The sequence below is a fragment of the Pseudomonas sp. B329 genome (assembly GCF_023127835.1).
Classification (GTDB): Bacteria; Pseudomonadota; Gammaproteobacteria; order Pseudomonadales; family Pseudomonadaceae; genus Aquipseudomonas; species Aquipseudomonas synxantha_A.
On the sequence record NZ_SPKP01000069.1, the window covers coordinates 135283 to 150711 of the forward strand.

Annotated in this window: 14 protein-coding genes; 8 read left to right on the forward strand and 6 right to left on the reverse strand. The window is 60.3% G+C overall.

All coding sequences use genetic code 11. The features are described 5' to 3' along the window. Positions 1-20: 20 nt before the first annotated feature. From hisI to E4P00_RS28645, 8 genes are all read left to right on the forward strand, one after another. A complete protein-coding gene (hisI, locus tag E4P00_RS28610; protein WP_005783996.1) occupies positions 21-413 on the forward strand; it encodes a phosphoribosyl-AMP cyclohydrolase in 393 nt (130 codons plus the stop codon). A 2-nt stretch (positions 414-415) separates the two neighbouring features. Continuing rightward, the gene (locus E4P00_RS28615; RefSeq protein WP_003187881.1) at positions 416-748 is read left to right on the forward strand and encodes a phosphoribosyl-ATP diphosphatase; all 333 of its coding nucleotides are present in this window, start codon (positions 416-418) and stop codon (positions 746-748) included. A gap of 26 nt (positions 749-774) precedes the next feature. Beyond that, entirely contained in the window at positions 775-1053 is a 279-nt protein-coding gene (locus E4P00_RS28620) for a twin-arginine translocase TatA/TatE family subunit (protein WP_005783993.1), read from the forward strand. A 10-nt stretch (positions 1054-1063) separates the two neighbouring features. Further along, on the forward strand, positions 1064-1462 hold the full coding sequence (gene tatB / locus E4P00_RS28625; protein ID WP_078820080.1) for a Sec-independent protein translocase protein TatB: 399 nt from the start codon (positions 1064-1066) through the stop codon (positions 1460-1462). Further along, positions 1459-2250 (forward strand): twin-arginine translocase subunit TatC, encoded by a 792-nt coding sequence (tatC, locus tag E4P00_RS28630; protein WP_005783990.1) that lies wholly within the window; start codon positions 1459-1461, stop codon positions 2248-2250. The genes tatB and tatC overlap by 4 nt, the downstream gene beginning before the upstream one ends. Then, the gene (locus E4P00_RS28635; protein WP_248133508.1) at positions 2247-2954 is read left to right on the forward strand and encodes a 16S rRNA (uracil(1498)-N(3))-methyltransferase; all 708 of its coding nucleotides are present in this window, start codon (positions 2247-2249) and stop codon (positions 2952-2954) included. Before tatC ends, E4P00_RS28635 begins: the two co-directional genes overlap by 4 nt. A gap of 203 nt (positions 2955-3157) precedes the next feature. Then, entirely contained in the window at positions 3158-5074 is a 1917-nt protein-coding gene (locus E4P00_RS28640) for a methyl-accepting chemotaxis protein (RefSeq protein ID WP_005783986.1), read from the forward strand. A 178-nt stretch (positions 5075-5252) separates the two neighbouring features. Continuing rightward, a complete protein-coding gene (locus E4P00_RS28645) occupies positions 5253-7160 on the forward strand; it encodes a methyl-accepting chemotaxis protein (RefSeq protein WP_248133510.1) in 1908 nt (635 codons plus the stop codon). A gap of 4 nt (positions 7161-7164) precedes the next feature. On the opposite strand, the gene E4P00_RS28650 is transcribed toward E4P00_RS28645, so the two are convergent. From E4P00_RS28650 to E4P00_RS28675, 6 genes are all read right to left on the reverse strand, one after another. After that, positions 7165-7899 carry an amino acid ABC transporter ATP-binding protein gene (locus E4P00_RS28650; protein ID WP_032878328.1) on the reverse strand — a complete coding sequence of 245 codons (735 nt, stop codon included), beginning with the start codon at positions 7897-7899 and terminating at the stop codon, positions 7165-7167. Beyond that, positions 7892-8851: an amino acid ABC transporter permease gene (locus E4P00_RS28655; RefSeq protein WP_005783980.1), complete on the reverse strand. Its 960-nt coding sequence runs from the start codon at positions 8849-8851 to the stop codon at positions 7892-7894. The genes E4P00_RS28650 and E4P00_RS28655 overlap by 8 nt, the downstream gene beginning before the upstream one ends. 129 nt (positions 8852-8980) lie before the next feature. Continuing rightward, entirely contained in the window at positions 8981-9778 is a 798-nt protein-coding gene (locus tag E4P00_RS28660) for a transporter substrate-binding domain-containing protein (protein ID WP_005783978.1), read from the reverse strand. Between the two features lie 219 nt (positions 9779-9997). Further along, a complete protein-coding gene (locus tag E4P00_RS28665) occupies positions 9998-10798 on the reverse strand; it encodes a transporter substrate-binding domain-containing protein (protein WP_032878330.1) in 801 nt (266 codons plus the stop codon). Positions 10799-10985: 187 nt separating this feature from the next. Beyond that, positions 10986-13556 carry a glucans biosynthesis glucosyltransferase MdoH gene (gene mdoH, locus E4P00_RS28670; RefSeq protein WP_005783974.1) on the reverse strand — a complete coding sequence of 857 codons (2571 nt, stop codon included), beginning with the start codon at positions 13554-13556 and terminating at the stop codon, positions 10986-10988. After that, positions 13549-15285: a glucan biosynthesis protein G gene (locus E4P00_RS28675; RefSeq protein ID WP_005783973.1), complete on the reverse strand. Its 1737-nt coding sequence runs from the start codon at positions 15283-15285 to the stop codon at positions 13549-13551. Before E4P00_RS28675 ends, mdoH begins: the two co-directional genes overlap by 8 nt. Between the last annotated feature and the right edge of the window lie 144 nt (positions 15286-15429).

Genomic DNA, 15429 nt, shown 5'->3' on the forward strand with positions numbered 1-15429 from the left:
GCAAATTGCCGGAGCCGAACATGAAAAACTGGCTGGACGAGATCAAGTGGGACAGTGACGGCCTGGTGCCGGCCATTGCCCAGGACTACAAGACCGGGCGCGTATTGATGATGGCCTGGATGAACCGTGAGGCGCTGAGCCTCACCGCCACTGAGCAGCGCGCCATCTACTGGTCACGTTCGCGTGGCAGACTGTGGCGCAAGGGCGAAGAATCCGGGCACGTGCAGGTTCTGCATGAAATGCGCCTGGACTGCGACGCTGACGTGGTGATCCTGATGGTCGATCAGATCGGCGACATCGCCTGCCATACCGGGCGCCACAGCTGTTTCTATCGCGTCTTCGAAGACGGCGAATGGAAGACAGTGGACCCAGTGCTTAAAGACCCGCACGCCATTTATTCGGCAGGACACTGAACATGAGCGATACCCTGAACCGTGTGGCCCAGGTGCTGGAAGACCGCAAAGGCGCGGATGCCGACAGCTCCTATGTCGCTAGCCTTTACCACAAGGGTCTGAACAAGATTCTGGAAAAACTCGGCGAAGAATCCGTCGAGACCATCATTGCGGCCAAGGACGCGCAAATCAGCGGTGATTACAGCGATGTAATCTATGAGACCGCCGACTTGTGGTTCCATAGCCTGGTCATGCTTGCCCAACTGGGGCAGCATCCACAGGCCGTGCTGGATGAACTGGACCGTCGCTTCGGCTTGTCCGGGCACGCCGAAAAGGCCTCGCGCCCGTCCGCCTGATTAACCAAGACTTGAGGATTTGCAGCATGGGCATTTTTGACTGGAAACACTGGATCGTCATTCTGGTGGTGGTTGTTCTGGTGTTCGGCACCAAAAAACTGAAAAACCTCGGCACCGACGTCGGCGAGTCGATCAAGGGCTTTCGTAAAGCCATGAACGACGACGAGAAACCCGCCGAGCCAAGCGCAAACCCGGTGCCACCGGCACAGCCTGTGCACCCGCAGGCCGCTCAGCCGATCACCGAGCGTCGTACCTTCGACGTGCAGGCTGAAAAAGTCCAAGAGCCGACCCGCAAAGACTCGTGAGCACTGACTAATGTTTGGTATCAGCTTCTCTGAACTGCTGCTCGTCGGCCTGGTAGCCCTGCTGGTACTGGGGCCGGAACGCCTGCCCGGTGCCGCACGCACCGCCGGCCTGTGGATCGGGCGCCTGAAACGCAGTTTCAACGCGATCAAACAGGAAGTTGAACGTGAAATCGGTGCCGACGAGATCCGCCGGCAATTGCACAACGAACATATCCTGTCGTTGGAGCAGGAGGCGCGCAAGATTCTTTCCCCGGTGCAGGAGCCGGCCAAGCCGGTCACTCCGGTGGCCGAGCAGAGCATCGCGCCGGTGTCCCCTGCCGAAGCCGTTCCCGCCCCGATAACGCCTGCGCCGACGCCCGTCGCGTCGCCCGCGCCCCATGACCCTACACTGCCGCCGCGAGCCCCATGAGCGCTGATAAACCGGAAAACGACCAGCACATGCCGCTGGTCTCGCACCTCACCGAGTTGCGTACCCGCCTGCTGCGTTGCGTAGCGGCCATCTTCATCATCTTTGCCGGGCTGTTTGCCTTCACCCAGCAGATCTACACTTTCGTTTCCACACCGTTGCGCCAGTACCTGCCTGTCGGTGCGACGATGATTGCCACCGACGTGTCGTCGCCGTTCCTGACGCCATTGAAGCTGACCATGATGGTTTCGCTGTTTCTGGCGATCCCGGTGATCCTGCATCAGATCTGGGGCTTTATTGCGCCGGGCCTGTACAAGCACGAGAAGCGCATCGCAGTGCCGTTGCTGGTGTCGAGCATCCTGCTGTTCTATACCGGCATGGCCTTCGCCTACTTCCTGGTGTTCCCGCTGATCTTCAAGTTCTTCGCCGCCGCCACCCCGGCCGGCGTGGAGATGATGACCGATATCACCAGCTACCTCGACTTCGTGATGACGCTGTTCTTCGCCTTTGGCGTGGCCTTCGAAATCCCGGTGGCGGTGGTGTTGCTGGTGTGGATCGGAGTGGTCGACGTCAAATATCTGAAGAAGATCCGCCCGTACGTGATCATCGGCTGCTTTGTGGTCGGCATGATCCTCACGCCGCCGGACATCTTCTCCCAGACCTTGCTGGCCGTGCCGATGTGGATGCTGTTCGAAGTGGGCATCCTGTTCAGCGGCTTGATCAGCAAGCGCGGCGAACACCCGGACGACCAGCCTGCCGACGACGACCAGCCGCCAGCGACCCAGCCGTGAACCTGCTGCTGCTGGAAGACGCCGACTTCATCGCGGCCGACCGCGTGGTGCTGCGTGATCGGCGCCTGGTGCATATGCAGGAAGTCCACCGCGCCGCCGTAGGCGACAACCTGCGTGTGGGCCGCATTGGTGGGCTGATGGGCAATGCCCAACTGCTGCGCCTGGACGCAGGCGAAGCCGAGCTGCAAGTCAGCTTCGACCAACCGCCGCCGCCAAAGCTGCCCCTGACACTGCTGCTGGCCCTGCCCCGCCCGAAGATGCTGCGCCGGGTGCTGCAAACCGTGGCGGCCATGGGCGTGCCCAAGGTCGTGCTGGTCAACAGCTACCGCGTGGAAAAAAGCTTCTGGCAGACCCCATTCCTGGAACCTGCAGCGGTTCGCGAGCAACTGATCCTCGGTCTGGAACAGGCGCGGGACACGGTGCTGCCCGAGATCATTATCGAAAAGCGCTTCAAACCGTTTGTCGAAGATCGCCTGCCGGCCATGGTTGAAGGCACCCTGGGCCTGATCGGCCATCCCGGCGATTACCCGGCCTGCCCCCATGGGCTGGATGAGCCGGTGACGCTGGCGATTGGCCCAGAAGGTGGTTGGATTCCCTATGAGGTGGACCTGCTGACCAAGGCCGGTCTACAGCCGGTGCAGCTAGGTGCGCGCATCCTGCGGGTTGAAACCGCCGTGACGGCCCTGCTCGCCCGACTGTTCTGATATCAAATCCAAAAACACTACAGCCCAGATGTGGGAGGGGGCTTGCCCGCGATAGCGGTGTATCAATCACTGAATGTGGTGGCTGACACTCTGCCATCGGGGGCAAGCCCCCTCTCACATTGGATCTGTGGCGCTACAGAATCCTATGCCCATGCCGATAGCCTCTGAATAAGTCCAAGCCTTGTTCCAGGGGAGTTCGCAGCATGTATCGTTGGTTAGCCGAGAAACTGGGGAATGTAAGCGTCAACCGCAAGCTGAGCGTCGGCTTTGGCCTGGTGTTGATCCTGACGCTGTTGATCACCTTTACCGGCTGGACCGGCCTGGGCGACGTAATCAATCGCGGCGATAAGCTGGGTTTTATCTCCAGCCTCAATGGCCTGACCAAAGACCTGCGCCTGGCGCGCCTGGACTTTGATATGCGCCGCGGCGAACAAGGCACCGACGCGGTCACCGGCCTGATTACTCAGTTGGACAATGGCCTTGAAACCGCCGCGCAGTTAATCGAACAGCCCAATGACAAGGCCCTCGTCGAACAACAACAGGAAGCGTTGAGCCAATACAAAAAAGCCTTCGCGGCCATGGTCCAGGCGGGCCTCAAGCGTGAGGGCGCGCGCAGCAAGCTCGGCGACACCGCCGACAATGCCGTGGCCAAAACCAACGAGATTGAAAAAAGCCTCCTGCAAGGCGACAGCGTCACCCAGTTCAACAGCGTGGTTGACCTGAGCAAGCTGATCCAGCAAGCGCGCTTCCAGGTACGCGGCTACACCTACAGCGGCAAAGTCGAGGCCGAGCAACCGGCCCTTGATGCCATCGACAATGCCCTGAAAAAAATCACCGAACTGCAAAGCCAACTGCCAGCGCCCTACCAGGCCAACCTGCAAGAGGCTGGTGTCTCACTGCAAGCCTATCGCGCCGCCGTCAGCCAATATCGCGACTCCCAAGTGGCCAGTGCCGCCGCCCTTAAAATCATGAGCGCCCAGGGCGATATTCTGCTGGGCCATAGCGAGAAACTCACCACGTCGCAAACCGCAGTGCGCGACCACGATGTGGCCCAGGCCAAGTATCTGTTGCTGCTCGCCACCGTACTGGCGATGGTCTTCGGCCTGTTCGCAGCCTGGGCCATCACCCGCCAGATCGTCATCCCGCTAAACCAGACCCTCAAGGTCGCCGAGCGCGTGGCCTCCGGCGACCTGAGCCACAACCTGGACTCTGGCCGCCAGGACGAACTGGGCCAGTTGCAACGCGCCATGCAGAGCATGACCGTGGGCCTGCGCGCGTTGATCGGTGGTATCAGCGACGGCGTCACCCAGATCGCCAGCGCGGCCGAGCAGTTGTCGGCCGTGACTGAACAGACCAGCGCGGGGGTCAACAGCCAAAAGGTCGAGACCGATCAGGTCGCCACCGCCATGAACGAAATGGCCGCCACCGTGCAGGAAGTTGCACGCAATGCCGAGCAAGCCTCGGAAGCTGCTGTAGCCGCAGACCAACAGGCCCGTGAAGGTGACAAGGTGGTCGGCGAAGCCATCGCCCAGATCGAACGCCTGGCGACCGAAGTCGGCAACTCCACCCTCGCCATGGGCGACCTGAAGCGCGAAAGCGACAAGATCGGCAGCGTGCTTGACGTGATCAAATCCGTCGCCCAGCAAACCAACCTGCTGGCGCTGAATGCGGCCATTGAAGCGGCGCGTGCCGGGGAGGCCGGGCGTGGCTTCGCGGTGGTGGCCGATGAAGTGCGCAGCCTGGCCCAGCGCACACAGAAGTCCACCGAAGAGATTGAAGAGCTGATCGTCGGCCTGCAAAACGGTACCCAGCAGGTGGCCTCCATCATGGACAACAGCCGTGGGCTGACCGACAGCAGCGTTGAACTGACGCGTCGCGCCGGCAGCGCATTGGCGAATATCACCCGCACGGTTTCAACCATCCAGGCGATGAACTCACAAATCGCCACCGCCGCCGAGCAACAGAGCGCCGTAGCCGAAGAGATCAACCGCAGCGTGTTGAATGTGCGTGACGTATCCGAACAGACGTCCTCGGCCAGCGAAGAAACCGCTGCGTCGAGTGCAGAACTGGCGCGCCTGGGCATTCATCTGCAAGCATTGGTCGGCCGCTTCAGGGTCTGACACGCTCACACCAGGGAGTGGCCCGTGCGGGGCCCTCTCTGCAACTTGTGAAATTTCCTACACGTCTTTCAGGTCAATTCTTACGCGCCCCTTGCCGAAAAGATTTAGCGTTCCCACTCCTCCTGACCTGCGTCAGTCGGACTGCGAGACGCTTTCTCTTTGCTGATGGAGGTGCATCATGTTTCGACCACTGACCCGCGTATTGGGCAATACCAGCGTCACCCTCAAGCTTATCCTTGGCTTCGGCCTGGTGCTGGCACTGTGCATGGCTGTCGCCCTGACGGGATGGCAGGCACTGAACGACTCGCTCTTTCGTGCACAAACCTTGACCACCCTTTCTCGATTGGCCGTGGCCGGTGAAGAGCTACGCGCCGAACGGATTGTGTACCGCACCCTCAATGAACCGACGAACTTCGACAAGATCGGCCGGCACATGGAAAAAATCGACGGTTACCTGGTCGAGTTGGCGGATCGCCTGAAAATCCAGGCACATCTGCAGCAAGTCCAAGACTCCAGTCGCCTCAGCGCGCGCTTCAAGACCGCACTGGGCGGGCTACCCACCTTGATGCAACAACGTGAGCAAGCGCAGAAGGGGCTCACCAGCAGTTCTGTGGCGGCCAGCGACACCCTTGGACAATTTTCCAGTGACTTGCCCGACCAGAACGATGAGAAAGCCTTGGATAGCGTGGAAAACCTGCGCCTGGCGTTGGAAAAAGCCGAAGACCGCGCCAAGGCACCGGCATGGGCCGCAGACACACTGCAGATTTACACCCAAGGCGTGGACGACGCGCTCAAGGCCCTCGACGGTGCTCAGTCTGCCGTGACGGCTTTACCGGTCGACAGCACCGCTCTGAATAGCGCCCTGCTCGACTATCGCGCCCAACTCAACCGCGTCAAGGACGCGCAGGTCACTGTTGAAAACACCCAGAATCAACTGGAGCAGTGGCTGGACCAGTTACTCTCGCAAAGCGACCGCCTGAGCGAGGAACAGACCCTGCAACGCGATAAAGAAGCAGACTTGGCTCGCCTGATGTTGCTCTACGTGACAGGCGCAGCGCTGCTGCTCGGGGCCCTCGCTGCCTGGCTGATCGCCGGCCAGATCGTGCGGCCGTTGCGCCAGGCGCTGCTGACAGCCAACCGCATCGCCGAGGGCGACCTGAGCCACGATATCACTACCTCGCGGCGCGACGAACTGGGCCAATTGCAACGCAGCATCGGCCAGATGACGCTCAACCTGCGCGCCCTGATCGGCGGTATCAACGACAGCGCCCGCCAGATCGCAAGCGCCGCCGAGCAACTGTCCGCCGTCACCGAGCAAACCCGCGCCGGGGTCAATGGCCAGAAACTGGAAACCGAGCAAGTCGCCACCGCCATGAACGAAATGCTCGCGACCTCCCAAGAGGTCGCTCGTCATGCAGAGCAAGCCTCGATTGCCGCCACTGAGGCTGATCAACAAGCAGGTGTGGGCGACCAGGTGGTGGCCGAAGCGATTACCCATATCGAACATCTGGCCGAGCAGATGAACCGCTCGAGCCTGGCGATGCAAGGTTTGCAACAGGAAAGCCAGAAGATCGGCAGCGTGCTGGAGGTGATCAAATCGGTGTCCGAGCAAACCAACCTGCTGGCCCTTAACGCCGCTATCGAAGCGGCACGCGCGGGTGAAGCCGGTCGCGGTTTCGCTGTAGTGGCCGACGAAGTACGCACCCTGGCCCAGCGCACCCAGCAATCAGCCGAGGAAATCGAGATGTTGATCGAGGGTTTGCAGCGTGGCACGCAACACACCGCCGATATCCTGGACAACAGTCTCAGCCTGACCGACAACAGCGTGGAGCTGACGCGCCGCGCAGGCGCAGCCCTTGCCAACATCACCCGTACGGTATCGGTGATTCAGGAGATGAACCCACAGATTGCCGCAGCAGCCGAGGAGCAAAGCGCGGTGGCCGAAGAGATCAACCGCAGCGTACTGAAGGTCAAGGATGCGTCGGAACAAACCTCGACCGCCAGTGAGCAGACGGCGGCGGCCAGCATCGAGCTGGCGCGCCTGGGCACAGACCTGGCGCGCTCGGTAGGCCGGTTCAAGGTCTGAGCAGTTACAACACCTGGCGCAGGAAGGCTTGAGCCCGCGGGTCCTGGGGGGCTGCAAAGAAGGCTGCGGGCGCGGCATCTTCGAGCAGTTTGCCATGGTCGAAGAACAGCACCCGGTCCGCCACTTCGCGAGCAAAGCCCATCTCGTGGGTCACGCAGACCATGGTCATGCCTTCCAGGGCCAGGGTCTTCATGACGTCGAGGACTTCGCCAACCATTTCCGGGTCGAGCGCCGAGGTGGGCTCGTCAAACAGCATCACCTTGGGCTCCATGGCCAGCGCTCGGGCAATCGCGACCCGCTGCTGTTGGCCGCCAGACAGGCGCGATGGAAACTCATGGGCCTTCTGCGCGATACCCACCTTTTCCAACAGAGCCAGGGCCTTGGCCTCGCGCTCTTGCTTGCCGCGCTTGCGCACGACCTTTTGCGCCAGGCACAGGTTTTCCAGCACGGTCATGTGGGGGAACAGGTTGAAATGCTGAAACACCATGCCGACTTCACGGCGATAGGCGTTCACATCGGTTTTAGGATCGGCCAATTGCAGGCCATCAATGCTCACCGAGCCCGAGTCGAACTCCTCCAACCCATTGAGGCAGCGCAGGAAGGTGGACTTGCCGGAACCGGACGGGCCAATGACAACCAGCACTTCGCCCTTGGCCACCTGGGTGGTGACGTGATCAACCGCGCGTACCACATGCCCACGGGTGTCGAAGACTTTTACCAGATCGCGCACTTCAATCACTTTGGGCGAGCCTCCGCTCAAGCCGGCTGGCCATTTTCGACAGCGGCAGGTTGATCAGCAGGTACAGGCCTGCCACACAGAACAGGATCTCGAATGGCGAAAACGAGGTGGTGATCACTTCGCGGCCACTCTTGAGCAATTCGGTAATCGCGATCACCGACACCAGGGACGTGTCCTTGACCAGGCTGATAAATTGCCCGGCCAGGGGTGGCAGCACGCGCTTGAAGGCTTGCGGCAACACCACATGGCGCATCGACTGGCTGGCGCTCAAGCCCAAGGAACGCGCCGCTTCATCCTGGCCACGGGTGATAGACTGCACGCCGGCGCGGACGATTTCGGCCACGTAGGCGCCGGTGAACAACGACAGCGCGGCGATCCCGGCAAACTCCCGGGAGAGGTTGAGCACCGTGCCGATGAAGAAATAGAAAATGAAAATCTGCACCAGCAGCGGCGTACCGCGCACCAGTTCGACGTAGATCGTCGACAAATCCCGCAGGGTCGGGTTTTTGGAGAGCCGGCACAAACCGGTCGCCAAACCTATCGCCAAGCCCAGGATGCCGGACACCACCGACAGCCACAGCGTGGTCCACAAGCCCCACATCAGCGGCCCCAACGCCCACTGGCGGGTCACGCCGACCACATCGCCCTCAGCCACATCATCACCGCGCGCCACTTGCAGGCTGTTGTCGGCAACCGTGAGCTTTTGCTCGGCCCCCGCGTCGTTGCGCAGGGTGACTTCGGCCACATCGCCTTTGCGCACCAACTCGACCACGGTGGAAATATCCGCGGCGCGCTGGGAGGTTTCGGCTTGATAGGCGAAGTATTGCGGCACGCGGTTCCAGCGCCACTCGTAGGACATCAACGAGGTGGCGTAGTACAAGGCGCCAGCCAGGCCGACCAGCACGACCACCGTCAGCAGGTGCCAGGGCCATTGGGCTTTTTTCTGTTTCATTTCACTTTCCGGATATGTGTTGCCTGATAGGCCGCCATCGAGGGCAAGCCCCCTCCCACATTTGATGTGTAAATACAGTCAAATGTGGGAGCTGGCTTGCCTGCGATGCAGGCAACTCGGTGTCAGGCCTTATTCCATGTCCTTGAGCCACTCGGAGCTCTTGAACCACTTGTCATGGATACGATCGTAGGTGCCGTCGTTACGGATCTGGTGCAGGAAGTTATTGATGAAGTTGATGCTGTCGTAATCGCCTTTCTTCAAACCGAACGCCAGGGGTTCAAAGGTGAAGGGTTCTTCCAGGAACACCAGCTTGCCGTTGCCGACTTTCTTCTCGGCTACTACGTTATACGGTGCGTCATAGACGAAGGCGTCAGCCTTGCCGTTGACCACATCCAGCACGCCTTCCTGCTCGTTGTCGTAGCCGTGGTACTTGGCCTTGGAAATCAGCTTTTTGGCGACCATCTCACCGGTGGTGCCGAGCTTGGAGGTCAGACGGTATTTCTCATCGTTCAGGTCTTTGTAGGACTTGATGGTGCCTTCCAGGTCCTTGCGGATCAGCAGGGTCTGGCCGACCACGATGAAGGGTTCGCTGAAGTTCAGGCGCAGGTTGCGCTCCTGGGTCAGGGTCATGCCGCTGCCGATCATGTCGAACTTGCCGGTCAGGAAGGCCGGGATGATGCCGTCATAACCGGTGGACACCAGCTCCAGCTTGACCCCCATGGACTTGGCCATGGCCTTGAGGATGTCGACTTCGAAGCCGATGATTTCACCGCGCTTGTCAGTCATTTCGAACGGCATGTAGGTCGGGTCCATGCCGACTTTCAACGTGCCGCGCTTGACCGCATCGTCGATGGCACCGGCCTGGGCCGCAGTGGCAGCGACCATCGCGGTGACGCCGAGCATCAGCATCGAAAGATACTTTTTCATCTTCAAGACCCCTGAACGATTCTTATAAGGTCGGCGCACAAAAGGGCTGCGCCATTTCGGGATGCGATCCTAACCCACTCGTTGTCCGTCACAAAGGTTTCAGCGGTAAATGTTATCGGCGTATGTCGTAAAAGTCCTACGGCGGCGCAGTCAAGCGCAGGGGTAGACGCGTCTACGCAGCCCCTCGACAATTGATTGATGTGTAAGTAGTTATGACCATCACTCAATCTCTGCCATCCAGGCCGTGTCCCTGAACCACTTGTCATGCAGGTGATCGTAGGAGCCATCCTGAGCGATCTGGTTGAGAAAGTGATTGATCCAGTTGAGGCTGTCGTAATCACCCTTTTTCAAACCAAACGCCAGGGGCTCAAAGGTGAAGGGTTGTTCCAGTGTCAACAAGGCGCTGTTCTGCGGCCGGCTCATCGCGATCAGGTTGTAGGGCGCATCATGGATAAACGCATCGAACTTGCCTTCCACGACCTGCCGCACACCGTCTTCCGGGGTCGTCACCGTGCTCAGTTGAGCAGCCCCCAGAAAACGCTGGGCTGCTGCCTCTCCGGTCGTGCCCTGGATAGTCACCACCCGGTAGCTGGCGTCGTCCAGCTCTTCGATGCTGGAAACGATGCCGGCCAAGCGGGGGTGCAGCAGCACGGTCTGACCCACCACAATGAAAGAGTCGCTGAAGTTGAGCTTCAGGTTGCGCTCTTGGGTGACGGTCATGCCACTGCCAATCAGGTCGAATTTCTTCGCCATCAACCCCGGTACCAAATCCGTATACGGCACCGCAATCAGCTCAAGTTCCACGCCCAGTGCACGGCTCATGGCGCGGAGCAAGTCAATTTCAAAACCGACGATGCGCCCCTGCTTATCGAGCATCTCGAAGGGCACGTAATTGGGCGTGGTCCCCACCTTCAACACGCCGCGACGAACAGCATCGTCCAGGGCGCCCGCACTCAGCAGACCCGCGTAAGCCCATAGGAAAACGCTAACCAGCAATACCGAACAATACCTTTTGATCATGAATGCCCCCGTGGCGAGTCAAATTTTGGGGGGCGATGCTAACCCAGCGACAGGCACGACAATACGCCTCGATCAAAGTTCTTTTGTTTCGAAATAACAAGGAGTTAGGGATAAAAGGAAGCGACTGTAAACGCTGTAGGACCAGCGTCTGCAGCGCCCCCGAGGCGAGCCCTCGGGGGCGTCTGAATCAGGCCGGTTGGGCCTGCGGCGACTGCGGTTGCAGAGGCAGCAATGGCGCGTGCGGATCTGCCTTGATCGAAGCACGCCAGGCACCGAGCCACTCGGCATGACCTTCGTTCCAGACCTGCTCATGCAGGCGAGCCAGGGCTACCGGGTCGCTGAGCAGGGCCAGGCGTTCGCTGTTGTTGAGGCCGGCAGGGCCGACTTTCAACGCATGGCGAACGCGCTCCATGCGCAGATACTCGATCGGCTCGGCCTCACGGTGACGCGAGGTCGCCAAGGCACAGGCCAGGGCGTTCTGCTGCGGGTCGACCACCGAACGCACGAAACCGTCATTGAGGGCGTGCCAACGGTTTTCGTGGGTGTACTTCTCGGTCGACAGCAGCGCTTGCGGCGGATTGTACTCCTCGGGGATCAGGAACAGGCTCTCGTCACGGGACTTGAGGCCCAGCTTGACCCGGCTGGAAATCACCGACACCGGAATCGACAGCATCAGCGAGCCGACAATCGGCACCAGCCACCACAGGAAACTTGGGTTCAACCACACCACCAACAGCGCCCACAGGAAGCCGAGGATAGTTTGCGGGCCGTGACGCTTGACCGCTTCACTCCAAGGCGTGGAGTCGTCGTCACGCTGCGGCGAGTTCCAGGTGGCAGCCCAACCGAGGAAAGCGGCGAGGACGAAACGGGTGTGGAAAATCATCCGCACCGGCGCCAGCAGCATGGAGAACAGCATCTCCAGCAGCATCGACAAGGTCACCTTGAACTTGCCGCCGAACTCCTTGGCACCCTTGGCCCAGATCAGGATGATGCTGAGCAGCTTGGGCAGGAACAACAGCACGATGGTGGTGGAGAACAGCGCCACCGCCTTGTCCGGGTGCCATTGTGGCCATAGTGGGTACAACTGGCGCGGCGCCATGAAGTACTGCGGCTCCATCAGGGTGTTCACCGCCAGCAACGCCGTGGACAACACCAGGAAGAAGAACCACAACGGCGCCGACAGGTAGGACATCACGCCGGTCAGGAACACCGCACGGTGCACCGGGTGCATGCCTTTAACCAGGAACAGGCGGAAGTTCATCAGGTTACCGTGGCACCAGCGACGGTCACGCTTGAGTTCGTCCAGCAGGTTCGGCGGCAGTTCTTCGTAACTGCCCGGCAAGTCGTAGGCAATCCACACGCCCCAGCCGGCACGGCGCATCAGCGCGGCTTCAACGAAGTCGTGGGAAAGGATTGCACCGGCGAATGCGCCCTTACCTGGCAACGGCGCCAGGGCGCAGTGTTCGATAAACGGTTTCATGCGGATAATGGCGTTGTGACCCCAATAGTGGGATTCACCCAACTGCCAGAAGTGCAGGCCGGCGGTAAACAATGGGCCGTATACGCGGGTAGCGAACTGCTGCATACGCGCATACAGGGTGTCCATGCCCGACGCCCGCGGCGCGGTCTGGATAATCCCCGCATCCGGCGTGGCTTCCATCAGGCGTACCAGGCTGGTCAGGCATTCGCCGCTCATCACTGAGTCCGCGTCGAGAACGACCATGTATTTGTAGTCGCCACCCCAGCGACGGCAGAAGTCGTCGAGGTTGCCGCTCTTGCGCTTTACACGACGGCGGCGGCGGCGATAGAAGATCTTGCCAAAGCCGCCAGCTTCGCGGCACACGTCGAGCCAGGCTTGCTGTTCGGCGATGCAGATGTCGGCGTCGTTACTGTCGCTGAGCACAAAGAAATCGAAGCGATCCAGGTCACCGGTGGCGGCTACCGATTCGAACGTGGCACGCAAACCTGCGAATACCCGCGGCACGTCTTCGTTGCAGATCGGCATTACCAGTGCGGTGCGCGCATCCTTCGGAATTGGCTCGTTACCGGCACTTTTACCGGAGATGCGGTATTTATCGTGACCGGTCAGCAGCTCCAGGAAGCCCATGAGTGCGGTCCAGAAACCGGCCGAGACCCAGCAGAACAGAATCCCGAACATGATCAGGATGCTGGTTTGCAGCGCGTAAGGCATTACCTGAGTGGCGGTTTGCAGCAGGGTCTGGTTGCGGATTTCATCGAAGTCGACCAGCGACCAGCCCTGGTACGGCATGATGCCTTTCATGTACCAGCCGGCGACAATGGTCTGGCCCAGCATCAACACCAACAGGATATAGCGACGGATCGAACCCACGGTACGCCAGCGGGCAGCGGGCAGTACGCGCTCATCCTTGGGTGGCTTGGGCGGGTTGGTGCGACCCGTCATCCTGCGCCAGCCGCGCACCAGAATGTTGGTGCGCCAGGGCTCGGGCACCACTTTGGTCCGGCGGATCGGCGGCGTGGCTTTAAGGCACACGCGACCGCTGGCGTCGAGCGCCAGCATCTCGGCGTCTTGCAGCTCTTCGGCGCTGTTGAGGGTCAAGCGACGGCCGACCGAAGCCTGGGCGGCCTCAGTCGGTGCGTCGAAAGTCGACGACGACAAGCGTTCGTGCAATTCGCTGAACGAGTTGCAGCCCGCCAGCTCGGCGCGCTGCTCAGCGGTCAACGGGAGGTGCGCCAGATACTCGCTCAGAGTCTCTGGCCGGACATTTGAATTACTCATCGGCAGGCAACTGATAGCTCCAGGTTTCGGTCAGGACTTGTTCGGTCTTGGCCGGCTCCGGTGTGGCTGGGGCAGCTTCTGGCTGCGGGTCTTGCTTGTCTTTTGCGTCTTTCCTGGCCTGTTTCTCGTGCTGCTTGGCCAGGACTTTGTCAGCCTTCAACACGTGATTGGAAACCGGCTCAGGCGCTGGTTGCACCACATCCTGCACCAGTGCCGCACGCATTTCGGTTGGTTTGCCTGCGTCCTTGATCTTCATACGCAGGGTCAGGCGCCAGCCTTTGGTGTGTTCGTTGTAGCGCACACTGTTTTCAACCAGTTCGGCGTTGTCGCCCACGCTCACCTGGCTGCGCACCGGGGCGTCCGGCAACAGTTTCTTCAAGGCCGGGCCTTCGAAGTCCACCAGGTAGGCCACGCTGCCATCGGGCTGACGGATCAGGTTGGATTGCTTCACGTCACCGGTAGAACGCAGGGTCTGCTTGACCCAGGCGCTGTCCGGCGAATGGAATGCAGCATCGTCCAGGGTCCAGTGCAGACGGTAGGCGATGTCCAGCGGCTTGCCGACTTCCGGCAGTTCGGCCGGGCTCCAGAACGCCACGATGTTGTCGTTGGTTTCATCGGCTGTCGGGATCTCTACCAGGTCAACGGAGCCCTTGCCCCAATCGCCTTCAGGTTCGATCCAGGCGCTTGGGCGCTTGTCGTAGTTGTCGTCCAGGTCTTCGTAGTGGCTGAAGTTGCGGCCACGTTGCAGCAGGCCGAAGCCACGCGGGTTCTCGACGCTGAAGTTGCTGACCGACAGGTGTTTAGGGTTGTTCAACGGGCGCCAGATCCACTCGCCATTGCCGGCGTGGATCGACAGGCCGCTGGAATCGTGGAGCTCGCGACGGTAGTTAAGCACCTTGGAAGGCTGGTTGGCGCCGAACAGGAACATCGAGGTCAACGGGGCAACCCCCAGCTTGCTGACCTTGTCGCGCAGGAACATCTGGGATTTCACATCGACCACGGTGTCGGTGCCGGGGCGCAGGATCAGGCGATAGGCACCGGTAGCGCGCGGCGAGTCCAGCAGGGCGAAGATCACCAGGTGCTTGTCGCCCGGCTTTGGTCGCTCGATCCAGAACTCGGTGAACCGTGGGAACTCTTCACCGGACGGCAGCGCGGTATCGATAGCCATGCCACGGGCGGACAGGCCATACACCTGGTCCTTGCCGACGACGCGGAAATAGCTCGCGCCGAGCATGGTCATGATTTCGTCTTGCTTGTCGGCCTTGTTGATCGGGAAAAGCACACGGAAACCGGCATAGCCCAGCTGTTCGGTGGCTTTGGGATCAAATTTCACGTCACCGAAATCGAAGCGAGTCGGGTCGTACTTGATTTCATGCACGCTGTCGGCGGTGACTTCATTGATTTTCACCGGCGTATCGAAATGCATACCCTGGTGATAGAAGGACAGCTTGAACGGGGTGTTCTGATCGGCCCACTCGGCTTTTTCGTTGCGGAAACGAATCTTCTGGTAGTCAGCGAATTTCATTTCGCGGAATTCGTTCGGCAGATTGCTGCGCGGAGCTTCGTATTTCTGCCCGGCCAGCTCTTTTGCCTTGGCCGACACATCATCCAGACTGAATGCCCACAGTTGACCCGCGCCGAACAGGCAAAACAGGGCAGAGCCCGTTACCAGTGCGTTTCGTAACCGTTTGGCAGACAATTTTGGTGCATTACAGGGACTAACAATCACGAGCAACCCTCGCCGAAAACAGATCAAAAAACCAACGGCCAGCTATCTATATGCCAGGTTGGCGAGCAATGTTCCGACTCCCCCAAGGCAAAATGATTCCCCAAAGGCTATCGGACAAGGCTCTACCTAAGTCAAAAATGGACC